This window comes from Nitrosomonas sp. Nm34 (assembly GCF_900113925.1).
Classification (GTDB): domain Bacteria; phylum Pseudomonadota; class Gammaproteobacteria; order Burkholderiales; family Nitrosomonadaceae; genus Nitrosomonas.
On record NZ_FORD01000032.1, the window covers coordinates 1 to 21,832 of the forward strand.

The window sequence follows — 21,832 nt, forward strand, 5'->3', positions numbered from 1 at the left end:
TATTGGAAATTTTTCAAGAAGAAAATCCTGTATGGTTGCTACTATGAAACTTTTTCACTTTTCAAAAGTGCTTGCCAAGCTTTTTTTACAGCAACGGATCATTACGAAGCAGAATTACGCACATTATTAACTGATAATTTCCAAATCATTGGCAGCACCTGAGTGCCGAAATTTCATGTGCGATGGGTATAAATAAGTTCTGATCGTATACTGTGACGGCGCGAATTTAATAGCATTCTTTGATTCAGGGAATGTGTACGAGTAATCCAATGTACCAGCATCAATAGCATTGAGTATAGCTGCTCGATGCTGGGCAGCTTTTCTCAGGTTAGCGGGGGAGGGCTTGAGTGAGAAACGCTCGCGGCAACGCTGCTTTTTGTTGTAGAAGTCCATTTCAATGGACGAGTCGCTTGACTCTCTGACTCCTGGATACTTGTTTCCACCCATGAATGATATCCCTCTACAGTGATTAAGATTCTTCCGTCAGGCGCTTTAGTGTACTCTTGACCTTTAACCCAGTCACCACGATTAATTTTAGACTTTAGACCTGATCGCATCTGGTGTGTAACCTGATCGCATCTGGTGTGTATCCAGTTACCTGACAGAATTTTTCAATGGTTACATAGTTTACAATCATAAATTATACTCCCTTGCTTTCCTCATCAGTTGTTATGATTTTTGGTTTTTTTAAACGGTTCAGTTATCTGAAAATTAAACTCGTGCATTGAAAAGCTGCTTGCACCTCTAAGATGCTTAGTTTTGTTTGCCGTTCGATCGGCCGAGGTGGTGCAATACGATATAGATTGAGTTTGTCAATATCATAATTTCGTTGTAACCTTCGTATTCACTTCACAAATGTTGCTAGGAAACGACGATGATTGAGCCAGATGTAAAATGGGCTGTATATCCATGGTATGAAGATAAGATTTTATATCTAAAAGATTTATGTGATTCTTCTTGTAAGCTGCCAAACAAGGGTGATTTAATCGTTTTACCTTGCCTTATTGATCCTGAGACACGTGAGCCTATTCTTGTAAGAGTTGTTGAGATTCGGAAGTATCCTGAGATAAGTCCTCAATCCCTGGTTTTCGTTGTGGCTCCAGCAGATGTCATAAATTAAGAGAAAGCTCGTGCTCGATCATTGCGGTAAGTTCCATTTCACTCATTTGTTCCAATCGATTTTCACATTAAATGGGCTGCTTTCCACCGCCAGTGCGGTGTACATAGCTGGTTAATTTGGGTTCGATGCGGTTAATGCCTGCCAGCTCGCGCTGATCATCTGTGTCGTCATCATCAATGTCATCAGATTCGTCTGATGATGTATCTATGATTTTGTCATGCATAAATGATGTGGTTTTCTTTTTGTTATGTTTGGCGTAGTCTGTTTCTAATTTGGCAGAGTTGATAATGACTTGAGCCGTGTCAGAAATCGCTTTAGCGTGCTCGACTTCCATTGATTTGTCTTTAAGACCGCGCAGCGTGTCGAATAGGATCGCGCGCAGTTCGGTGATATTGTTTTGATTATTCATCGTTGATGATCCTGTTGGTTGCTTTTTTATCATGTGTACTTCCCTGATTTCTCTCGGATAATTGCTGAATGAGTGTTCGCGTATGACGTCACTTCTGCTGGTTAGCATCAGCTTACTGGGGCGTAACTTCTCCCTTAATGCCGACTATCCCTGCGATGTGGTGTTACGGGAATTTTTTAAAGGGTGATTATGAATATTGATTGTTTTTTAACGGTGACATCTTTCATTTTTCAGCGCGATGAAGTTGGCGTAATGCGTGCGCGCCTTGGAATCGATTTTCAGGCCATTCGACCAGCACTACTTGGGAAACGTTCTGGGGTTAATGAAGGCACGCACAACAAAATATCCTTCGCTCTCTTGAGCTTTTTCTCGCATTGCTCGGCATAAGCAAACCATGCGTCGAAGCTTTCGGGCAAATTCTGGTTATCCGTCATGATCCTGAGAATGGCATCGTAATCTTCTCGACGGTACCAAGCCATACCAATTATGTGGATAATAAAACTTCCACAGTTTCCCTTCTTATAGTGGTTAGTTATTCGAATTATCTATTCTATCAACATAAGGGAAACCGCTTATTCAGTAAATGTGAAATAAAACTATAGTACGGTATCAATTGTGATGATTGACTCTTTTTTACAATCCAGGCAAGTGAAAAAAGTATCGGCTATGCAAATAATTTTTTTTAGCTTTACCGAACCGCAATGCCTACATTGATGATTATAAAGATTTGCGTGATAAAAGCTTTCTATCTTTTCCTTCAATACGAGATTTTCATGCTTAAGATTCTGATTTTCAGATTCAAGGTTGCTTATCATATAAACCAAAGCAGAAGCATTTATTCTGCATATAGAAAGCTCACTTTTGTAAGCTATGAGTCGATCCTTCAAAAGCAGAAGCTGTTCTTCAAGAGTTTCCATAGATTCATACTCCCTAATAAGTTTTTCAATAACCTCGATGGGCACAACAAGAAGAGGGTAAGAAAATTAGGTGGCGTATTACTCACGAATCTCGCTACTAAAGAAGTAGCGCAGCTTGAAAAGCCTGGCGTCCATCGTTCGGTCATTATCAAAATTGCCACTTTCAACTCGATTGAGGTGGAACGACAATTTATTGCAGATTGCCAGAATCAGTTTATCAAATTATTCGTCAAATTTTTGTGTGGTTGTCATTTTTTGGATGCAAATAGCATCTCCTGTGTTCCTTGTGGAAAAGCTAGCTAAATACTTATTCAGGTGTGAGACGGCGAAATTAAATTGATCGAGTTAAGCGGGGCGATTGGAACGGGTAAAAGTACGGTTGCTCAGCATTTGTCTGGCTCGTATGGTATGGATGAATTGACATTTAGACAGTCCATGGTCAGCTGCCTAATGTTTATTTTAATGTAAATGAAAGACATTTCCTCAGCCGTGAGCTAAAAAAATCCCGATCGGTGGGTTGTTTGGGAAGTCTCCAAGAGAGGTGATTGATGGCGATATGGATCAATTGCGTACTGAAGTTGCTGGGGCCAGTGGCGGGATTAGCAGGGAGGGAATAGGGGTGAGTAATCAGAAACTCCCTGGCATGCGAGGAATACAACCTCTACAAGGGGAATTACTCCCCCTGCCTTAGCCAGAGGCCTGAAGCGCTAGATCACCTACATATTGCCGGTGATCAATTCTGTATGTACGTAGTCGATTCAATCACATCCCTTGTAGCTTGTTGGATGATGGTGTCGGGTACACCATATTTTTTTAGCGCTTCGATCAAAAGCGCGTTTGATATGCCCGAATATCGCTCTTCGTCTCTGTGCAACCCTTCACTGATGTATGACTTCAATAATATCTTGTATCCGGAGAATCCTTTGAGTCGCGCTATCTTTTTCATAGATTCCACTTCATCAACCGAAAAGCTTATCGTAATAGATTTCATGGGGTGGTCCTTTTGTGAGCATTCTTTTAATTCTTCAGGAAGCATGATTATTTGTTTTTATAGTTATGTTTGGCTGATATTAATGCTTATTTGTGTTGATAAGATAATGAATATAAAAGGAAGTAATTCACCCAATTCCCTGCGTAGCGTCCCTATCTCGGAGATTATTGCTGAAGAAATTGAATTCTGTACTGTTGGGAGTATTGGCAATGAGAAAATCGCGCAAAGTACAAGCTTTACTGACTGGAATATTGAATATCATCCAGCCAAGGCCATAGTCCCTAAACCAGAGTCTAATCCTACCGTCATTTTGCAGTTCAGCAGCAAAATGTGGATCGTCCTGAAAGCTTATATTTTGATCTTCTGTTTCTGGCTGACTAAAAGGGATTGAAGGAAGCATGCTAGCTCTAACTTTTGATAAATCTGCAATCAATTTTTCTATTTCGCTGGCAGAAAGATTATTTGGTATCGATAACGTGACTGTTTGCTTATCTTCGCTGATCTTAATTTTCATGGCTTCTCCTTTGTTGTTATTAGTTTGATGGAACTTACTATTCTATCAGCATAGGAGATGCCGCCAATCTAATGCTTTCTTGGCTGGTAAAAAATAGGAGATATCAATGTGCGACTCTCAAAAGGATGAGCCGGATGCCGTTCTTCACGCGTATGAACCATTAGCTCAAGACTGTACCCTAACTCAATCGCAGCATGGTACTGAGCTATTAATTGTGTGTCCGATTTTAAAACGGCGGAAAGAGTGGGTACAGAAACTGCGAAAACCCTTATTAGATAGTAATCATGTTCCATCAACGCAGAGCTTGCAAGTATTTGAGCTTCATCTCGTGATTTCGCAGTAACAAAAATGATTGCATCTACCTCGTCAATATTACCTTTGTTAATTGCCGTTTTTATGGCTACCGCCTCAGCATGCACGAGGTATATCTCTTCCATAGCTTTTCCTTTGTTGTTAATAGCTTGGTGGAACTTGCTATCCTAACAGCATATATTCTATCAGCATAGAAAAGGACGCCAATTATGATGGGATTGACATCGCCAACCTCGTAAGATTATCCCTACGTTCAGGACTCAGCTAAATCCCGTGTCGCTTCTTCGATGACAGCTTCCGATACGCCATGCTTTTTTAACGCTTCTATCAAGCGTGTCGTTGACATATCGGAATACCGCTCTTCGTCTTTGCGTAAACCCTCGCTGATGTATGACTTCAACAATGTCTGGTATCCAGAAAATCCCTTGAGCGGTGCAATTTCCTTCAAGGATTCCACCACGTCAACAGGGATACGTAGGGTAATAGATGTCGTAGGTCGGTCTTTTTCTAAGCGCTTTTTTAAACGTTCAGTAAGCATATTTGGATTCCTTCTCTGGTTCAGCGAGATTGGCGATCATTGGGAATGCAATTCTTCCTTGATCACTTTTCTTAATACCTCTTCGATGGTTTTTTTTTGCATTGCTTCGCGTAAAGCTGCATTGATGAGCGTTTGGTATCCGCGTGTTCCTGCCCGCTCTTTGAACCAAGCAATAATATCTGGGTCGAGCGTGATGTTTATTTTCTTTTTCTTTAAAGATAATGGTTTCAGTCCGGCTCGATGTGTTGCTTTTTTAAAATCATCATTAGTCCAGACGGGCGCTTCATCCAATTCATCAGAGGCTGGCAAAGTTGTTTTCTTGTTCATAACGTTCTGCTTTTCGCATAGAGATAATACGAATCTCGTCAACGGTTTCGGTGTGTGCAATAACCATTACCTCAACCCCGAGCAAACCAATCGTGGGAAATCGAAACTCGTCGTAAGCGAATCGCTTATCCTGTCTGGTTAAAGTGTACCCAGCAAAGACCAGCTCGGCATCGGCAAAATCAACCCATGTTTCTTCAAGTCCGCTTGCCGCTTGGTCTCGTCCCACGTAAATTTCATGAGTTAAATAGTATAGATAATTATCTATACTTTCAATATAAATAAGGAAGAAAACAAATGAGTGCAATTATTTACGGTCCACAAGGCTGCGGCAAAACAAGAAACGCTGAGAAATTGGCCAAGTATTTTGGCTTATCCAACATTCTGGATAAATTTGGGCCAGGACAGGAACTGCCAGAAGATACGCTAGCATTAACTCATGTGCCTGACATGGAAGGAGCGCTGAATTATGATGATGTGATGCTGGCTATGCAATCTGCTTTAGCTTGGTCAGTGGCTCCTGAGATACTTGGCATGAGCAAGATTGTCAGCGATGAGAGCTTGCGTCGCGCGCAGAGCGCGCTTGCACGAGGCTTACTTAAATGTTGCGATGAGGCGCAACGCGCTATCTGCCTGGCTCAGCTGATTGAGAGTACGAGCTGGATGGATACGGCGCTCAGCGAGAGTACTCGTGAGGTCTTGAATACTGCCTGGATTCTCGACGCTGATAGCAGCGTCAAGCTGCTGTATGGCCACCAACAGGTGCTGAGATCAGCTATAACCCCAGAAAGCCGGGACGACCAAGTCATACCTTGCATACCTTTGGCTCAGCAATGTTCGCCTGGCGCTGGATGTAGAAGCGCAAAGCGTTAAATGCGATGCCGCCAAATATAGCCTATCTCGTCTGCGGCAGTTGATCGAAGGCTTGGCTAATGAAAAGCGTCCCGCGCTGGTGCGTGGCGACAGTGCTTCTGGCAACGAAGGCGTGATGACTGAAATGGAAGAGATTAATCAGCGTTATTTGTTCAAGCTGCGCCAGAATGCCGGGATTAAACGTTTAATCGAGCGGAAATGGCAGCAAAACCAGTGGCAGCCTGTAGGGCAAGGTTTTGACGCAGTAGAAGATGAAATCCGGTTGGCAGGCTGGAGCCGTGCGCGACGGATAGTAGTGCTGCGGCGTCAGGTCAAAGACCATCTGGCAGTTGAAATGAACACAGGTAACCAACAAGGAACCCTGCACTTCGTTGATCATCCAGATAAGATCAAAGTATGGGAATATGCTGTTTTAGTGACCAGTGCCGATTATTCATCGGAAGCCTTCGGTCAATGGTATCAGGACCGGGCAGATTGCGAGAATGGCCTCGATGAGTTGAAAAACCAGTGGGGCTGGGGTGGCTATACTACGCATGACCTGGGGCGCTGTAACCTCTCAGCACGAGCAGTCGCGCTCATCTATAACTGGTGGAGTTGGTATGTTCGCCTGGCACACCCCAAAACACATCTGGAAGCGATTACCAGTTGCCCTTTGCTACTTAACGGGGTTGCTCGTCTGACTCAGCATGCTGGTCAATCTCGACTATTGCTTACATTAACTCACGTGGCCAGTGACCAAATCAAAACGATGATCAGCAGTGTCTGTAAGGGTCCTGATTTCATTCTGGCAAATGCGCCTCGGTTGCCAAAAATAGAGCGATGGCCTACCTTGGTACGCTACATTATCGACAAAATCTTTGCTACCAGACCAAAAAATCCACCAGTTCTCGATTTGCCAACCTTTCATTTAGCTTCCAATTCTGGTTAAAAGAGGAATTTAGGGACAATGGCCCGGAAAGCAGCGGGGTGCGCACCCAGTTCCTCAAGCGCATGGTGGAGTTCGCTGATACTACCGGCAAAATCATCCAACTGCTGTACTATCTGCCATACCACAGCAAGTATAATCCCATCGAACGGTGTTGGGGAATTTTGGAACAGCATTGGAATGGAGCCCAACTAGTGGATACCGCAACCATGCTGGCATGGGCGAAAAGCATGACCTGGAAAGGTAGCCACCCGATGGTAAAATTGAGCCGCAGGCTCTACCGGAAAGGCGTTTCTCTATCCAGGAAAGCCATGCGGGAGATCGAAGCCAGATTGGAGCGCAACCCGCTTTTGCCCAAATGGGACATTCTGATTCGACCTACCTGATGGGGATGTTTATTTTCTGAAATCGCCTTAAGGATATTTTATTTGCTAGCCTTGTGGGATTAGTACTTTTAATTTTGGTTGGTTTGATTATCGCTTCATCTATCATTATCTTTGACAGATCAATTAGTTTTCATGCAAGTGACAAACAACAACAATACAAACATGCTAATGCAGCAATAGCTGATTTGCTGCTTGAACCTGTGCTAAATACAAATATATTTGGTTATAAAAAAGAATAATTTAACTCCACCTAGGTTCTGTTAACATTTTAGCGGAGCCAAATCAATGCTGAGACAAATCGTATAAAGCCCATGTAATTTCTGGCCAATTTTTCATAACGTGGGGATATTCTTTTGTAATGTTTAATTTTGTTGAAGAAACACTCCATTAAGTCACGCTCTTTATAGGTGAACCAATCACAATCTCTTGGGTTAATTCGATTACTGCGCGGCGCAATGACAGGCTCAATGGCTTTTTCAGTGAGCGTTTGAATAAAAGCATCACTATCATAACCTTTATCACCCACCAGGGCAGCCGCACCCTCCGTTGTCAGGGCCAACAAAATCTCGGCCTGCCCGATATCGCTGGCTTGACCACCAGTCAGGATAAAATCCAGCGGGTTGCCTGGCGCATCTGTAATAGCGTGAATTTTATTGGTAAAACCGCCTTTCGAGCGTCCCAGAGCTTCTGTCTTTGCCGAACACCTGCTGCGCCAGCAACACAAGCATGCGCGCGAGTGATCGTACTATCAATCAGAATTTGTTGCATGTCCGGATATTGACTGCAAGCTGCGTGCAGAAACTTCCAGACTTCATATTTGCACCAACGCGAAAAACGTTTAAAAACAGAGTTCCATTTGCCTAATGACTGCGGTAATAAACGCCATTGGGCGCGACTACGTAAAATCCATAGTACTGCATTCAGAAAACGACGGCATCTTCCGATGTTTCCTACATAAACTCACCCTTGAAGCAGCAATAGTTGGTATAAAATTTCCCATTGTTCATCAGTCAGTTCCGTTCTGCTACTCATTCCCACACAGAATGGATCAGGATTCTCACTGATTATTACGAAATGTCAACAGAACCTAGTGATAAACAGAGTATTGAGCTATCCGGGAAATTTGTTTGAAGAAAAAACGAGCGCAGTTTCAGTGCGGTTCTGGAGACAATCTTGAAAAATTAAAATAGGCTGTGCAACTAACTGCAAATTAATAAACCAGCCCATAACGGGCTGATTTCACATCGATTATATCTTCTGAGGATTTCTAGTAGTCTTTTGCAATTAATATCAAATGGCGGAGAAGGCGGGATTCGAACCCGCGAGTAGCAATTATAACTATTTGATTATTAAGTTATTTATTTTTAATGCTGACTAAATGTTGACCAAACATATCAAGAGCTTTATTCCCCTGTTGAGTATTAGATGGTATCCATCTAGCATATGTTCTGGCTGTAATTAACACGTTTGAATGTCCCATTTGTTGAGATACCCAGGCTAGATTTTCCCCTGCAGATAACATCATTGAAGCAAATGTGTGTCTGGTTTGATATGGATTCCTATATCGTACATTTGCCCGTTTTAATAGCGGAATCCAGAATGATTTCCTTATTTGCTGATCGCCAGTCCATTGCTCGCCAGTCAAGGGATTGAGAAATATTTTATTACCTTGCAGTAAAGTATATTGTTTCTGATCTATTAGAGCTTGCTCTACAGGTTGAAGTATATCTATTTCTCGCGTTCCAGTTTTAGTTTTGGTGGTCTCGTCAATTCGTGAAGCTGATGTAAATGCTTTATTTACTTTGATCTTTTTTCTTTTCCAATCTATATCAGACCATTCCAACGCGATCAATTCAGATGTCCTCATTCCTGTCCAAAAAAACACAATGCATTGATTTTTAATTTGCCCAATAGCGGCCTCAATAATTGCTTGCTGTTCTTCCTGGGTAAACGGGTCAACATGGGCTTTTGTTACTGGAGCTTCATTGCGTTGATATGTCCAGCCAAGCAAAGGATTTGACTGGATTAAATCATCATGCAGTGCATCTTGAAGTGCGGCTCGTAATGGGCTCAAGATATTTGCTATACGCTTGTTCGAGCAGTCCAAACTAGAAACCCATGTTCTTACATCGTTACGACTCAAGCATGTTAATATTTTCGGTCCAAATTGAGGTACCACCAGATTCTCTATTATTTTTCTATAATCGTTAAATGTGCTGGCTTTGATAGTTGGTCTTTTGTTTGCCAGCCATTCTGCCAAGTAGGTTTTAACGGTATATTGAGACGGTGAGAATTTAAGAGCGTTGCTTGATTCAGGGAATGTATAGGCATAATCAAACGTCCCTGCATCAATAGCATTCAGTATAGCCGCCCTATGCTGGGCAGCTTTTCTCAGGTTAGCGGGGGAGGGCTTGAGGTTGAGACGCTCGCGGCAACGCTGCCCTTTGTAGTAGAAGTCGATCTCGATTGACGAACCGCTTGACTCTCTGACTCCTGGATACTTGCTTCCACCCATGAATGGTACCCCTCTACAATAATTAAAATTCTGCCGTCAGGCGCTTTAGTGTACTCTTGACCTTTAGTCCAGTCACCACGATTAATCTTAGACCTGATAGCGTCTGGAGTGTAGCCGGTAACCTGACAGAATTTTTCAATGGTTACATAGTTTGCAATCATAAATTACAACCCCTTGCTTTCCTCATCAGTTGTCATGGTTTTTTGGTTTTATTGTTTATCTGATGGCATGCTTTTTACCTACACCAGCAACATGCAGATAGCTATTCGGTGTTTGTTCTTTATCTCTTCCTTCAACCATGAACGAGGTTCCGCCCACGCCTTCGGTGACTCTCAAATAATCCACTTCGACTTTGGCCGAGTTGATAATTGTTTGGCTTAAACCTTCTATTACTTTCGCTTTTTCCAAATCCAGCGTGCCCTCTTTTACCCCGCGAATTGCTTCAAACAATATTCCCCTCAGTTCTTCTATATTATTTTCCATTGATTTTTCTCCTCAAAACACCCTTTAAACGTATGACCTGTTTTAAATTTTCAGGCAGATTCTGAACTGTGTTTCGCTCCATCAACTCTCGCCTGGTAACGAGTTTCAGATTGTTAATGTCGCAGTCCTGTTTATTGCCGTTGATAAATATTAGCGCCATTCCTTTTGGTGGATATTCGCCTCGATGTTGCTTCCACACTTCACGATGCAGTAATCGCCATTGATGCATTCCCTCTGCTACCTTGATTTCTATATAGCCATCGACATTTACTCGAGTGCTACCGACAGGCCTCCAGTTAGCAGGTTTGCTTCCGGATTTATATTGAGTCTCATGCATCCTTCCAACGGAAGGAACACCTTTTATGCCCTTATTCCAAGGTGTGATCCCCTTTACAAATCTGCCTGTTGCACTATCTCTCCCCATATCAACCCCTCTTAAATTCAATCTTCCATAAGAACGCTAACTTCAGGAAGCACCTCGCAATCAATGCCGCGTATTGGTTTTAAGGACCTATCGTTTGCGCATCCATACATAGTTTTTATTTCCCCGAGATTTGATGACGCAACAAGCGGCGAGTTTTCTATTACGCCTTTTAGAGTTTCTTTCTGGTATTCTTGTTGTGTTATCATAGTTTTCTCTATGGATCGATAGAGTCCACAGCGTTTACGCAGTACATTCGCGTGCACTGCGCTGTGGGTTTTTATTTTCTTGGGTATTAAGAGCCTGTGCTACCCAGTCCGCCCATGCCGCGCTCTGTCTCACTCAGTTCGCTAACTTCCTCCAGGCAGATTAAAGGGGTAGGAATGATCATGGCTTGAGCAATGCGATCCCCTGGGTTTATTTCAAATGCGCCTCGAAAGAATGAATCCATGATTAGGCTAATCTTTACGCTATCCCTAAAATCAGAATCGATAATTCCTGTGCCGTTTGAAAGTCTGACTCCTTTTCTGAATCCGTGACCGCTCCTAGAAAAAACAGTCATCACATAACCTTTTGGAATTTCAAAAGCTATACCTGTATCAATTACCGCAACACGACTATCTTCTTCAAGCAGGTGATAAGTAGTCGAATATAAATCTATGCACGCGCTACCATCAGTAGCATAGGTGGGCTGGATTGCTTCCGGTTTTGTCTTTCTAAATTTCAGTTTAATCATTTCTTTTCCTTATTATTTTTTGATGTTAATTTTTTCTAGCTGATTTGAGTGGCTTGACCAGATTCAATCCAGTTAACGGATACATTCTCGATTGCACCGGCGATTAGCTGAGCGGCGTCACGTTTCAATGTTCCCATTGTTAAAACTGTGTCTACTTCACCTAAGATGGCCAGCTCAGACAACCAGTATAGGTAATCGCTACGGCTATCGTTATCCAGGAGATCAAAACGATCCACGACGAAAAACTTTAACTCGGACATATGGCTGATAGCCTCAGAGATTAAAACGTCAACACGCCATTGGGCTGACTCTGAGAGGCATTCATAAGCGCAACCATTGACCCATATGCGAAAATCGTTATCAAACTCAGGAATTTTCCAGCCTGCCTTTGCTGCCTGAGCTTGCACTCGATCAACAAAGGGGCCGGACGTTTCGTTTTGAAATTCGCCAGGAATGCCAAGTGGGGAAAGTGCTGCAGCAATCTTTTCGTATTCGGCTACAGTCAGGTGATACTTCATGGCCTGCTCAGTTTTGCTATCGGCTTCTCGCAGGTTTCTTTCCTGACCTTCCAGCTTGCTGACTTGCTCAGAAAGTTCTTTTTTGGTTGCTTTCAATTCATCAATCTTTGCAACGATGCTGGCGAATACGACTTCATTGAATTCAGGTAAGCTTGATTTCATCAGCTCAAGTTTGGTCTGAGTATTCTCAGCTGCGCGCAAGTCACGCTCATCATTGGCCACCGCATTTTTGCTTGTTTCGAGGGCTTGCTGATATTTGGGCAGGTTCGCTAATCCTGATTGATCGCCATGCATATCACCACGCTCGATCAATTTCTTCTCGGCCGCAACAAATACCAGCTCGGTGCCACAGGAAGGGCAGGCAGAAACTGTGTCGGCTGGTGAAATATTACCTGCTTGGTTCTTGATGTTTTCAATCATGCTCAGCCAGGAAGTCACGCTTTGCTCATCGCAGTCTTTCTTCTTTTTGATCCTGGGAATACTGTCTACTTGCTCCTGGAGCTTTTGCATTTCCTCTTGAAACGATCCGGCTTTATCTTTGGCCTGCTTCAATGCGCCGTACTGTTGATTACTTGCCTCAAGCTCGGATTCAATTATTGAAAGCTCTTTTTTAATGCCAATGATTTCATCTTGCAATGCCTCCAGGTTTCCTTCCTTGCTGGCCTTCCACTCGGGGGCTTTTTTGTCGCCATAGGTTTCACCTGTGACTGTCTTCCATTGGGCTTTTGCTTCCCTTGCCCTTGCCTGGGCTTCCTTTTGCGCCTCGGAAAAGGAGGCTATGACTATCGGGATGATAGGTTCTGCATAATCCAGGTTAAGACCTGCGGCTTTCATTTTCTCTCTGACTACCTGTGGGGTAATCTTGGTGCCGGATATCTCAAACAGGAGCTTTGATCTTTCCTCACTGGTTGCTTTTGAAAATCTCTTAATGTCCAGGACAAAGGGCAGGGCAGGGTTTTCACTTTTAGTTCCCTTCATCAGACCAGTTCTGTTTATTACCTGGCTGAATGCAACATCTTCTGAATATATTTCAATGCTGGCATCATTGGCCTTGTTATTCAGGAGCAATGTTCCATCTCTTTTCCCTATGCCACGCGGGAAATATCCAAGCATAGCCATAGCACAGGCATCAGCGATGGTACTTTTGCCAGCCTCATTATTACCGGCAAAAAGGAAAATAGGTTTGTCTGTACTGGCTTGCAGATTACGAACTGCGAGAAAATTATTTATTATTATTTGTTTGATTTTCATGGGTATTAGTGCTTATTGAATTCCAGGATTTTTTGTTCTTCTTCACCCTCAATTTGATCCATTCCCAGCATATGGTCTTCAGCATTGGCGACAACTAAAAGGACCATTTTGCCTCCTGATCTAAATAGATGATCAAGGTTAGCGGCCTCAGGCCCGAACTTAACAACAGCCTTGACCCCATCTTTGATAGTGATTTGATCAATTGCCCCTGTTACTACTATTCTTTCTTCAGAGGCTATCGCGTGAACTGCGAGCGTTACTTGGTTAGCCACCTGCTTTCTTAAGCGCTCAATGATGTCATCTTGCTTGGCCTTTGATAGCTTTTGCCACACATCGGGCATATGTCTTAACTCAGTTACTAAGGACCCTAACAAATCACGTCCGGCGGCCTCGGATAAGGTGAAAATATCTGCATCTCTTTTTGCATTTTTCATATTAGTTCACTTCCTGCTTTTAACTTAAATTGAGGCGTGGTTTTGCAGCTGGAATTGATGCGCGGGGATCTTGCTCTGACTGCTCAGATTGGTAAGTTCCTCCGGATTCGCTAGGTGCATGCTCTCTCAACTCCTCGTCAGTGAATTGCTGACTACCTGCTTGATATGATTCGCCGGTGTGATCGGCTGGTGGATTGGCAGGCTTTACCGGCTCAGTCTTTGTTTCAGCTGACTTGGATTGTCTCTTTGTCTCAGGCTTGGCTTCCTGCTTTGGTTCAGGCTTTGGATCATATGACACAGGATCGCCTTCTTTCGGATCATTGACAGGCTTTAAGCTATCAATATCAACGCTATATCCTCCTTTACCATCAGGAGCGGCATCAATAACCATGTCATGTATTTCCTCTGCTGTTTGCAATCCCATCAGTAATTCAGGCGCATACAGCTTGCCAAAGAAGCTGGCTGTTCTATACCGAAGCATAAGACTGTCCATTGTTTGCCACTTGCTACCGTTTTTGGTATACCACCCTTCTTTGACAGCCATTTCAATTGTTACCGGTGGTGATTCCAGACGTTCGCCAGTTTCTTTTTCGATAACCCATGCTATGCATTCTTTATCGTTAATTTCTACCTGCTGCAACTTGGGCACTTTCTTATTGTTCTCCCAAGAGTAGGTGGTGTATTGAAGCGTTTTTTTGCCAAGTTCCTTGATATCGAAACGAAGCGGGGAAAATCGACCACAGCTATTGATTGCTGCAATAATCCATTGGGATGACCAGCTGGGGCGGCCTTCAATGACATAAAGATTCTGTGCAATCATCAAAGGATCAGCATTCATACGTGACGCCATGTTGATTGCTATTACACAGTTAGATATTGCATTAGGATTCTCAATCGCTTCCGTGACATTACCGTACTTGTCCAGCTTTTTATGCACGGCCTGATAAGGTGCGGGAACTAGTGTGGAATTGGAGATCATTCTTGCTGCTCGCTGTATCAGTTCAAATGATGCAGCGTTCATAAACCCTACCTTTATCTCCGTGGAGGGTAGGGGATTGCTTTTAAGTTCTGCTAGATTTGTTGCCATTACCTCTTTACTCCTTTCTCAGTTGATTAATTTTTTCATCGTCGTATTCAAGATCTCGCATGATTGCATCGCACTCTTTTTTAGTTTCTATAAGCAGCTTTTTTAAATCCGCAATCATTAATTGCTCAGCAATTACAAAAATTTCCTCCTTGACTGAATTAGCAGCTTTTGCCATGTATTCATTTAGAAATGCTGTACCCACTGAATAGGTGTCACCTTCTCTTTCGGTCACCGTTATCCTAAAAACTAATTGATCAATACTTGCATTGGCTGCCACTATCTTGCCCATTGATTTCTCTTTTGCTACCTTGATGTTTCTAAGTGCATCAGCCACTTTATTTCTGAAATCTTGATAATTTGCCAGGCTCATGGTTTCCCCTTTCTTAGTTGATTATCTTTCTCTATAGGCGCATGTATTCCAGCGCGGGCAGTATTTGGAACTGCACAGCATGGACTTGGTATTTGGTGGAAACTTGCCGCTTGCAAACATATCAGCCGCAAATTCCAGGAGGCCTGGCTGAATGTCGGTGCCGGTTACAATCTGCTTTGCATTGCTGATCGTGCCTATTGCAATCTGATGTGAAGATTCCGTACTCATCCCGATGATTTCAGCAGGCGCAGTTATCTTGTCGCTAGTCGTGAATTCATATAGCAATTCATAAATCCCTACCTGGGCACCGTGGCCTGCTATGTTGGCCTTGGGTAGTCTTGTTTCCTCATCTTTGATGACTGCCTTTTTGCCTGTCTTTAAATCAGTGATTCCTGTTCCTCCTTGATATGAATGGATTCTTGCGCGGTCTAATTTGCCGGTCAGCCGGATAGTCACACCATGTCCACAGTTAATGTCGTATGGCTTAGTTTCCATCTCTACAGCCACGTATTGGAACTTAGGTGCAATATGGTTGCAGTAGTCAGAAACTAGCTTAATCCCTATTGCCTGGCTGTCTTTGATGGACAAGTTATCTATTCGAGGATCTACCCCTTCTTCCTGATTGGATAACTCATCCATGAATGCTATGCAGGCCTCGTCCACGGAAATTGATTCTCCATTGATTCTTGCTATATCAAATGCCTCAGCACCGGCGTGAATGGCCGTTCCTAATGCTGCCCTACGGCCAAAACTGCTTCTCATTCTGTCAATGTAGATTGCTTCCCAGCGGTGGGCGCACTCGAATAAAGGAGAGAGTGAACTGGCGCGAATTGGAAAAGGTTGGCCGCTCATTTTTTTCTCCTATGCTCAGCATCAGCAAGAATCTTGTAAGCTTTTTTATTATCTTTTTGCTGAATAAGTGTGGAATTTGTCAATATCATAATTTTGTTATAACCTTTACATTCACTTCACAAATGTTGCTGAGAGACGACAATGGTTGAACCTGATGTAATATGGGCTGTATATCCATGGGATGACGGTAAAGTTTTATATAGTCAAAAGTTATGTGATTCATTATGTGATTCATCTTGTACGCTGCCGAATGAAGGGGATTTAATCACTCGACCTTGCCTTATTAATCCTGAGACACGTGCCCCTGTTCCTGTAAGAGTTGTTGAGATTAGGAAGTGTCCTGAGATAAGCCCACAATCTCTGGTTTTCGTTGTGGCTCCAGCAGATGTCATAAATTAAGGGAAGCACGTGCTCAATCATTGCAGTAAGCTCCATTTCAATTACTCATCCTCAGTCTGGCAGGTATACATTTAATCGGCTTCCTACATAATTATCTTGTCCGGGCTGCGGCTTGCTTAGAGCTCGCATATCAACCGGATCAGCTTTACCTTCAAGCCAGGCATAGTCACGGCCATACAGCTTCCCAATACATCTAACCTCGTAAAGATTTCCATCGTGCCTGCCTCCTATGATCGGGTGAAATCTCACTTTCATTCCTGAGTTGATATTCATGAGCAGCATCCTTGTTCCTTGATTGAATCCAAAACCAATGGAAAATAAACATCGTCAACTGAAAGTAATGTGCAAACCAGTGTCGCCACGTACAGAACCCCGACAATTAACTGAAATACAATCTGCTGGATTAATTCGCGCATGGCTCCACTCTGATCTTTGGCTCAATGCCAAACTGATCTCTGGCCCATGTTTGAGCAGCTGCTGAATTGGGGAACAGCATCTTGGTGCTGGTGTATAAGCCGCCAAGCCATGTTACTTTTATATGGAAGTTCGGTAGGGGCTTGACTGTGATGGTTGATCTCATGATTGCTCCTCGACTATGCGCCAGACTTCGCCTCTGCATATCATGTGTTTGCTGTGCGTTAACACGTAATGTCCGTCTGGTTTGCGTAGGTATTCTCCTATTTCAGGAAATCCGCTCTCATTGGATAGCTCCAGAGTTACGCGGCTCGGCTTTGACTTGCGGTAACAAACTCGATGGGAACTATTCAAGATAGTTGCATCGGATAGGTATGGCTCGTTTCTTTCATTGAAAGATACAAACTTGCATGGCAAATTATCGTTAGGTCTAACTAACCCTATGCACTCCCATCCATCAATCTTCGGCACATCTATTTTTTCAGTTTCCATAATCATTTCTCCAACTCGACTACTCGATAAATTGGCCATTCACGATCTGACTTCTCTACAAAAACAGGACGTAATAACCCATCTATACCCATCCAATATTCACCGGGATACCCGTGTCTAATTTCGCCTGTGAATTCAAACGTGATGCGCTTTGGCAATTGCTCTATTCCCATAATCCCTCCTAAAAATCTGCCGAGCTCCAGAACTCCCTGTTGGTGCGAGAGAATGAAAACGCTTCTGGTGCGTCAGGAATAATTATTTTTAACTGCGGGTAATGTTACCTATGGGTAAAAAACAAGTCAATACCTATGGGTAAATTTTGCTATAATTAGCTCTCGACTAACTCAAGGAATTGTTATGAACTTATTAAAGAAGTGGTGGGGTAGGGTAAGAAAAGTTGAGGAGCCTATTATTCCTCAGCCTAGGATGGGGCTGCATAGAAATGACATAGAGGAGCTACGACATTTAATCGCTTACATGCGTCACATTATAGTTTTTGTGAAGTCACATAAACGCTATCAGCGTGAAGCAGATGGCACATGCAAATGTGCGTTGAAAGATGTTGAGTTTATATACCACGATAATGTGAATAAGCTTGAGAAGCTGGTCAGCAAAATAGAAGAATCAAGGTATGGTCGAAGAAAAACCAAGGTAGTGATTTAGTCAAGTTGAATATTTAATGGCACATTAAAAGTAGTCATACCATTTTATGCATGAATATAAAATAATAGGAGGTTGTATGAAATAACAATATTGGCAATCTATCAATCTATAAAAGGAAATATCACCATAATGCTTCGTGAGAAATGGACTCTAGATGAAATAAGCGCGCTGCCAGATAGTGAACATGATTATTTTGATAGAAAAAGCGGAGAATTGATCTTTAACACCGACTTCAAATCGACGCTCGCTAAAGCATTTTCAGCTTTTGCTAACTCTGGTGGCGGTCATATAGTTATTGGGGTGGAAGATAACGGGGATATGGTTGGACTGCCCATGTTTTTCAAGGGCAGGGCTTATACACGTGAATGGCTAGAACAGATTATTCCTAATTTAGTTCAGCCAGTACCAACTAAATTTCGCGTACATCAAATCCCATTACCGAAAGAACTTGATTCTGAAAATGACAAAGTAATTATTGTGATTGATATTGATGACTCCGTTCTTGCGCCATTCCAATCAATTTACACGATGATATATTATTATCGTGTAAGCGGTCATTCTAAGCCAGCTCCTCACTTCTACTTGGAGGCCATAAGAAATCGAAAAAAAATTCCTACTCTTACAGCAACTCTCTCTGACGCAAAAGTCATTCTTACACTGAGCACTAAAGAATCATTTTTTTTCCATGTGCTTGCGATATTTGATATTACAAATATCGGTGATATTACCCCTACACATTGGCATGTTGATCTAGCCCTTGACGGAAAGAGAATAACCGGAGACGGAGTAATTATTCGCACCAATTTTCCTACCCCAACCGTTGAATGGTTAGATACAGGCAATATACAAACAAAAGCAGTCTTACCAAGTCAAACAAGATCCTACATGGAAATGCTTGGTTTTCATCTGCCAGCAGACGTTGGCTACAATGGATTGCATTCTGCTATTGACGTGTTTCTAGCTCAGAATAATAAGTTAACTGCGGCTGTAGTTACAAATTCGAATGTTTGCGATGCCACAGAGGTTGATATTGAACCACTACGCAACGCTCTAAAAAACGCGGATCCTGCTTATTCTGTTTCAGAAATTATGAAAGAATATACAGGCAAGATCGGCGGTGGCATACAAATAAACAAATTTGTCATCGATAACTTTTCTGAATCGGATACGTATGTAAGATATAGAGGTGAAGTTGAAAATCTATCGGGGCGTAATTTTAAAAACTTAGTTATTGCAATAGTGTTCAGGAATATTAATGAAGATGTGATTGCAAGTATCAATGAAAGAATAGGAGTATTGCCATCCAAGAGTAAACGATCTTTTAGCTATAGCATAGATGTTAATCAGATAATCCACGCTAAAACAAAAGAATTTTTTTCTTACGACATAAGAGAAGAGTAAATATTTACTACACCTTTCCTAGGCCATCACTAGTTGATTTTAGCATCAGCTTCATCTAAAACCTCCGATACATCTCTATTCTGGCGGTGTGCCTTGAGGATGAATGGAAGAACGCATGGCTCTGCAACCCATAAAGAATACTCGGATCGATTCATGCCAAGGAATTGATGCAATGGTATGCCGGGGTTTGTGTCGTGCCATTCTTCAATGTAATCATCAATATCATCAAGGATGGCCTCTCCGACAAGACATTTCTCTATAAAGTTAGACATCAATTTTTCTCCCTGGGATAGCATCCTTAATAAGGCTGCCACAGATTGGATCAATTGCTCCAAGATGTTTGCCACGCTTATTAAACACTTCTATTTCGCCATGAAGTGAGTCCCATGTATACAAGCGCTGCCCATCTTTAGAGCGCCAACGTCGCTCGCCATAAATAGCTCCAAGGTACTCGCAGTTATCTAAAATTGATGGACTCGGAATTGGTTTTGGCGGCGCCAATTATGCTCCATATTGAGACAAGTAAACAACAAGAAAATTTCCATTTAAGCCGCATCACGCCGCCCCGTATCAGATCTACAAACAGCGGCGCTTGGTAGTATTACTGATTCATATCTCAGCTAATTTAGATAACTTGCGGCTCTCTTCCTGAGAATATTACGACCCCACATATTTTCATGCCTTCGCTGATCTCTGTTATTTTCTGCGGCCAGTCTGGATTAATTGCATGCACATATAATTTGCCAGCATCAATTATTAATCTGCGCAACATGCAGCCGTTGTTTTCGATAGCAACCACAACAAAAGACCCGCTCTTTGGTGTTTTTGTTGGATCTACATATATAATATCGCCATCCCTAAACGAATCTAATCCGGTAGGGTTATACATCGAATCCCCTTGAACCCTTACCGCAAAAGTCCCTTCCCCGTGATCAGCCGGACATAGCTGCGTTCCCGGATAATCAGCAAGATTACCAGCCACCATCATCCCCATATACTCCTGTATTTCATGCCACTTTATTAGCGGCACTTTATTGTTGTTTGGGATTGGTATTATATTGGCTTTTCCGGCTTGTTGTTCTCTGGCGACAGACAAATTTTGCCAGCCAGGAAATACCTTTTCGATCTCTTCAGCCAGATCTTCTCCTATATTTTTTTTTCCTTTCTTACCCGGCGGGTAAAGCATGCGCGCAACATAATCGGGAGATTTACCCAATTTATTGGCTAAGCTGGACTTTATCCCCCCGCATTGCTCGTTTAATAATTTGATCAAGCAGGCTCTCCTAAATTCGTATCTTTCTTCTTTCGTCATATCAATAAGATAAACCATGCTAGCCCCTCGGGTATATATTCTATGGGTATTGACTCTGTATTTACCCATGGGTAAAATGCAGAGCATAGAGTTTAAATATTTGTACAAAAATGCAGCTAAGCGAATTTATAAAAACCCTACCAGATAAAGAGAGAGAGCAATTTGCATTCCGGTGCGGGACATCCATCAACTATCTAAGGAAAGCGATATCAAAAGGCCCGAACTTCAACGCGGCTCTATGCGTCAAGCTTGAAAAGAACTCTCGTGGCCTTGTTACACGGCAAGAACTCAGACCGCACGACTGGGAAGAAATCTGGCCAGAGCTTAAAAAAATTACCAGCAGGTAAATATGATATGAGAAAAAATTTAAAAGTTCCATATTCAGCTACCAAGCAATTTTTTAGAGATTATCAACTTTTACCTGTGGGTGTTGAATTGTACTTATGTACAGTCTCACCAATACACGAAGCATCCACCTTCTCATTACCAGTCCTGATCCGTTCAGCCTGTATGACAGCCTCAATGATTGCGGCTAAAGCTGAAGCAGACTGCATATCAAGCGGTTCAGGCGGTGGTGCTTTAACTGGCGGCAAGAATTTCATGGCGACTCCTTGTTAAATGGTGACGTCATTATTAAAGAATAGATAACAAGCGAAAACGCGAACATAAGAGGTTAAATCGTGAAACGGAATCCCAAGCAAGTACATAGAGCATTGTTTCTGGCGTTACAGGCTGATGCCAAGAACTACCCGGGAGGAATCAGAGCTTTGGCTGAAGCGCTTGATTTAAATGGCAGTACTTTGGCTAACGGTCTTAATCCTGATCACGATAGCGCGCCTCCTACGTTTGCCACGATTGTTGAGATTATTTTGCTGGCTCAGGCGAAGAGAACGATGTTTCAGCTTTGCAGCTTAACGGGTCAGACAACGATGGATGTTGATATGGAAGGGGCTGACTTAAGCGAAGAGGGGCAGGTCAAGCACTTCCTGTCGTTGGTTGCTTCTGCCTCAGCTTGCCTTAATACCGGCTCAAAGTATCTAGAAGATGGCAAGTTTGATGCGTTTGAGCGTAAAAATCTAGCGCCTCTGCTGCTGGCCTTACATCAAGTGACAGCCAGTCTTTATAAAAGATTTTCCGAGTAGTACATGACGACGCCCCGTAACTCCTCCCTTACT

37 protein-coding genes and 1 pseudogene are annotated in these 21,832 nt (G+C 42.7%); 10 read left to right on the forward strand and 28 right to left on the reverse strand.

Annotation, left to right across the window (positions count from 1 at the left end; all coding sequences use genetic code 11):
• Positions 1-126: 126 nt before the first annotated feature.
• Positions 127-447 (reverse strand): Arm DNA-binding domain-containing protein, encoded by a 321-nt coding sequence (locus BM283_RS11840; RefSeq protein WP_090693354.1) that lies wholly within the window; start codon positions 445-447, stop codon positions 127-129.
• A gap of 427 nt (positions 448-874) precedes the next feature.
• Between BM283_RS11840 and BM283_RS11850 the strand changes: the two genes are divergently transcribed.
• Positions 875-1,120 (forward strand): hypothetical protein, encoded by a 246-nt coding sequence (locus tag BM283_RS11850; protein ID WP_090693355.1) that lies wholly within the window; start codon positions 875-877, stop codon positions 1,118-1,120.
• 67 nt (positions 1,121-1,187) lie between these two features.
• Here the strand turns inward: BM283_RS11850 and BM283_RS11855 are convergent, their stop codons facing one another.
• From BM283_RS11855 to BM283_RS18150, 3 genes are all read right to left on the reverse strand, one after another.
• Positions 1,188-1,562, reverse strand: coding sequence for a hypothetical protein (locus tag BM283_RS11855; protein ID WP_090693358.1), 375 nt, complete (start codon positions 1,560-1,562; stop codon positions 1,188-1,190).
• Positions 1,563-1,807: 245 nt separating this feature from the next.
• Positions 1,808-2,008 carry a hypothetical protein gene (locus tag BM283_RS11860; RefSeq protein ID WP_090693361.1) on the reverse strand — a complete coding sequence of 67 codons (201 nt, stop codon included), beginning with the start codon at positions 2,006-2,008 and terminating at the stop codon, positions 1,808-1,810.
• Positions 2,009-2,125: 117 nt separating this feature from the next.
• A complete protein-coding gene (locus tag BM283_RS18150) occupies positions 2,126-2,446 on the reverse strand; it encodes a hypothetical protein (RefSeq protein ID WP_139225266.1) in 321 nt (106 codons plus the stop codon).
• A 556-nt stretch (positions 2,447-3,002) separates the two neighbouring features.
• Here BM283_RS18150 and BM283_RS20340 point away from each other — a divergent pair.
• Entirely contained in the window at positions 3,003-3,137 is a 135-nt protein-coding gene (locus BM283_RS20340; RefSeq protein WP_302848293.1) for a hypothetical protein, read from the forward strand.
• A 42-nt stretch (positions 3,138-3,179) separates the two neighbouring features.
• Here the strand turns inward: BM283_RS20340 and BM283_RS11870 are convergent, their stop codons facing one another.
• From BM283_RS11870 to BM283_RS11895, 6 genes are all read right to left on the reverse strand, one after another.
• On the reverse strand, positions 3,180-3,437 hold the full coding sequence (locus tag BM283_RS11870) for a hypothetical protein (RefSeq protein WP_254776347.1): 258 nt from the start codon (positions 3,435-3,437) through the stop codon (positions 3,180-3,182).
• Positions 3,438-3,564: 127 nt separating this feature from the next.
• Positions 3,565-3,951, reverse strand: coding sequence for a hypothetical protein (locus BM283_RS11875; protein ID WP_090693368.1), 387 nt, complete (start codon positions 3,949-3,951; stop codon positions 3,565-3,567).
• 68 nt (positions 3,952-4,019) lie between these two features.
• A complete protein-coding gene (locus BM283_RS11880) occupies positions 4,020-4,388 on the reverse strand; it encodes a hypothetical protein (protein WP_090693370.1) in 369 nt (122 codons plus the stop codon).
• Between the two features lie 128 nt (positions 4,389-4,516).
• The gene (locus BM283_RS11885) at positions 4,517-4,801 is read right to left on the reverse strand and encodes a hypothetical protein (RefSeq protein ID WP_090693372.1); all 285 of its coding nucleotides are present in this window, start codon (positions 4,799-4,801) and stop codon (positions 4,517-4,519) included.
• A gap of 36 nt (positions 4,802-4,837) precedes the next feature.
• Positions 4,838-5,128: a BrnA antitoxin family protein gene (locus BM283_RS11890; RefSeq protein WP_090693377.1), complete on the reverse strand. Its 291-nt coding sequence runs from the start codon at positions 5,126-5,128 to the stop codon at positions 4,838-4,840.
• Positions 5,097-5,354: a BrnT family toxin gene (locus BM283_RS11895; RefSeq protein ID WP_217646512.1), complete on the reverse strand. Its 258-nt coding sequence runs from the start codon at positions 5,352-5,354 to the stop codon at positions 5,097-5,099. The genes BM283_RS11890 and BM283_RS11895 overlap by 32 nt, the downstream gene beginning before the upstream one ends.
• A 68-nt stretch (positions 5,355-5,422) precedes the next feature.
• Here BM283_RS11895 and BM283_RS20045 point away from each other — a divergent pair, with 68 nt between their 5' ends.
• From BM283_RS20045 to BM283_RS11915, 4 genes are read left to right on the forward strand one after another with little or no spacing between them, the layout of a single operon-like run.
• Positions 5,423-5,998: a P-loop NTPase family protein gene (locus tag BM283_RS20045; RefSeq protein WP_090693378.1), complete on the forward strand. Its 576-nt coding sequence runs from the start codon at positions 5,423-5,425 to the stop codon at positions 5,996-5,998.
• Between the two features lie 52 nt (positions 5,999-6,050).
• Complete coding sequence (locus BM283_RS11905; RefSeq protein WP_254776348.1) at positions 6,051-6,926, forward strand: transposase; 876 nt, start codon at positions 6,051-6,053, stop codon at positions 6,924-6,926.
• Positions 6,818-7,309 (forward strand): ISAzo13-like element transposase-related protein, encoded by a 492-nt coding sequence (locus BM283_RS11910; protein WP_302848294.1) that lies wholly within the window; start codon positions 6,818-6,820, stop codon positions 7,307-7,309. The genes BM283_RS11905 and BM283_RS11910 overlap by 109 nt, the downstream gene beginning before the upstream one ends.
• 53 nt (positions 7,310-7,362) lie before the next feature.
• Complete coding sequence (locus tag BM283_RS11915; RefSeq protein ID WP_090693384.1) at positions 7,363-7,548, forward strand: hypothetical protein; 186 nt, start codon at positions 7,363-7,365, stop codon at positions 7,546-7,548.
• 29 nt (positions 7,549-7,577) lie between these two features.
• Here the strand turns inward: BM283_RS11915 and BM283_RS19490 are convergent, their stop codons facing one another.
• From BM283_RS19490 to BM283_RS18900, 15 genes and pseudogenes are all read right to left on the reverse strand, one after another.
• Positions 7,578-8,033, reverse strand: coding sequence for an IS5 family transposase (locus BM283_RS19490; protein ID WP_090693386.1), 456 nt, complete (start codon positions 8,031-8,033; stop codon positions 7,578-7,580).
• A gap of 80 nt (positions 8,034-8,113) precedes the next feature.
• Positions 8,114-8,254, reverse strand: a pseudogene (locus BM283_RS20595) (transposase); the annotation flags it as partial.
• 409 nt (positions 8,255-8,663) lie between these two features.
• Complete coding sequence (locus BM283_RS11930) at positions 8,664-9,824, reverse strand: site-specific integrase (RefSeq protein ID WP_090693388.1); 1,161 nt, start codon at positions 9,822-9,824, stop codon at positions 8,664-8,666.
• A gap of 216 nt (positions 9,825-10,040) precedes the next feature.
• The gene (locus tag BM283_RS11935) at positions 10,041-10,307 is read right to left on the reverse strand and encodes a hypothetical protein (protein ID WP_175492119.1); all 267 of its coding nucleotides are present in this window, start codon (positions 10,305-10,307) and stop codon (positions 10,041-10,043) included.
• Positions 10,297-10,731, reverse strand: coding sequence for an HNH endonuclease signature motif containing protein (locus tag BM283_RS11940; RefSeq protein ID WP_090693390.1), 435 nt, complete (start codon positions 10,729-10,731; stop codon positions 10,297-10,299). The genes BM283_RS11935 and BM283_RS11940 overlap by 11 nt, the downstream gene beginning before the upstream one ends.
• Before the next feature lie 292 nt (positions 10,732-11,023).
• Positions 11,024-11,464, reverse strand: a complete 441-nt coding sequence (gene dut / locus BM283_RS11950) for a dUTP diphosphatase (RefSeq protein ID WP_090693394.1) — start codon at positions 11,462-11,464, stop codon at positions 11,024-11,026.
• A 35-nt stretch (positions 11,465-11,499) separates the two neighbouring features.
• Positions 11,500-13,233, reverse strand: a complete 1,734-nt coding sequence (locus tag BM283_RS11955) for an AAA family ATPase (RefSeq protein ID WP_090693397.1) — start codon at positions 13,231-13,233, stop codon at positions 11,500-11,502.
• A gap of 5 nt (positions 13,234-13,238) precedes the next feature.
• Positions 13,239-13,667 (reverse strand): hypothetical protein, encoded by a 429-nt coding sequence (locus tag BM283_RS11960; protein ID WP_090693398.1) that lies wholly within the window; start codon positions 13,665-13,667, stop codon positions 13,239-13,241.
• A gap of 19 nt (positions 13,668-13,686) precedes the next feature.
• Positions 13,687-14,754, reverse strand: coding sequence for a hypothetical protein (locus BM283_RS11965; RefSeq protein WP_175492120.1), 1,068 nt, complete (start codon positions 14,752-14,754; stop codon positions 13,687-13,689).
• A gap of 7 nt (positions 14,755-14,761) precedes the next feature.
• Positions 14,762-15,124, reverse strand: a complete 363-nt coding sequence (locus tag BM283_RS11970) for a hypothetical protein (RefSeq protein ID WP_090693401.1) — start codon at positions 15,122-15,124, stop codon at positions 14,762-14,764.
• A 21-nt stretch (positions 15,125-15,145) separates the two neighbouring features.
• Positions 15,146-15,976, reverse strand: a complete 831-nt coding sequence (locus BM283_RS11975) for a PD-(D/E)XK nuclease family protein (RefSeq protein ID WP_090693402.1) — start codon at positions 15,974-15,976, stop codon at positions 15,146-15,148.
• A gap of 450 nt (positions 15,977-16,426) precedes the next feature.
• Positions 16,427-16,648, reverse strand: a complete 222-nt coding sequence (locus tag BM283_RS11980) for a hypothetical protein (RefSeq protein ID WP_090693405.1) — start codon at positions 16,646-16,648, stop codon at positions 16,427-16,429.
• 130 nt (positions 16,649-16,778) lie between these two features.
• Positions 16,779-16,955 (reverse strand): hypothetical protein, encoded by a 177-nt coding sequence (locus BM283_RS18895; protein ID WP_175492121.1) that lies wholly within the window; start codon positions 16,953-16,955, stop codon positions 16,779-16,781.
• A complete protein-coding gene (locus BM283_RS11985) occupies positions 16,952-17,281 on the reverse strand; it encodes a hypothetical protein (protein ID WP_090693408.1) in 330 nt (109 codons plus the stop codon). Before BM283_RS11985 ends, BM283_RS18895 begins: the two co-directional genes overlap by 4 nt.
• A gap of 2 nt (positions 17,282-17,283) precedes the next feature.
• The gene (locus tag BM283_RS18900; protein WP_175492122.1) at positions 17,284-17,454 is read right to left on the reverse strand and encodes a hypothetical protein; all 171 of its coding nucleotides are present in this window, start codon (positions 17,452-17,454) and stop codon (positions 17,284-17,286) included.
• 184 nt (positions 17,455-17,638) lie between these two features.
• On the opposite strand from BM283_RS18900, the gene BM283_RS11990 reads away from it, so the two are divergent.
• Positions 17,639-17,944, forward strand: coding sequence for a hypothetical protein (locus tag BM283_RS11990; RefSeq protein WP_090693411.1), 306 nt, complete (start codon positions 17,639-17,641; stop codon positions 17,942-17,944).
• A 90-nt stretch (positions 17,945-18,034) separates the two neighbouring features.
• Positions 18,035-19,345 (forward strand): AlbA family DNA-binding domain-containing protein, encoded by a 1,311-nt coding sequence (locus BM283_RS11995; protein WP_139225267.1) that lies wholly within the window; start codon positions 18,035-18,037, stop codon positions 19,343-19,345.
• Positions 19,346-19,374: 29 nt separating this feature from the next.
• Here BM283_RS11995 and BM283_RS12000 read toward each other — a convergent pair whose 3' ends face one another.
• From BM283_RS12000 to BM283_RS12010, 3 genes are all read right to left on the reverse strand, one after another.
• Positions 19,375-19,617, reverse strand: a complete 243-nt coding sequence (locus BM283_RS12000; protein ID WP_090693417.1) for a hypothetical protein — start codon at positions 19,615-19,617, stop codon at positions 19,375-19,377.
• Positions 19,610-19,846, reverse strand: coding sequence for a colicin E3/pyocin S6 family cytotoxin (locus tag BM283_RS12005; RefSeq protein WP_090693419.1), 237 nt, complete (start codon positions 19,844-19,846; stop codon positions 19,610-19,612). Before BM283_RS12005 ends, BM283_RS12000 begins: the two co-directional genes overlap by 8 nt.
• Positions 19,847-19,970: 124 nt before the next feature.
• The gene (locus BM283_RS12010; protein ID WP_175492123.1) at positions 19,971-20,675 is read right to left on the reverse strand and encodes a LexA family protein; all 705 of its coding nucleotides are present in this window, start codon (positions 20,673-20,675) and stop codon (positions 19,971-19,973) included.
• 231 nt (positions 20,676-20,906) lie between these two features.
• Between BM283_RS12010 and BM283_RS18155 the strand changes: the two genes are divergently transcribed.
• Positions 20,907-21,275 carry a hypothetical protein gene (locus BM283_RS18155; RefSeq protein ID WP_175492124.1) on the forward strand — a complete coding sequence of 123 codons (369 nt, stop codon included), beginning with the start codon at positions 20,907-20,909 and terminating at the stop codon, positions 21,273-21,275.
• A 62-nt stretch (positions 21,276-21,337) separates the two neighbouring features.
• Complete coding sequence (locus tag BM283_RS12025; protein ID WP_090693428.1) at positions 21,338-21,799, forward strand: phage regulatory CII family protein; 462 nt, start codon at positions 21,338-21,340, stop codon at positions 21,797-21,799.
• Positions 21,800-21,832 lie beyond the last annotated feature (33 nt).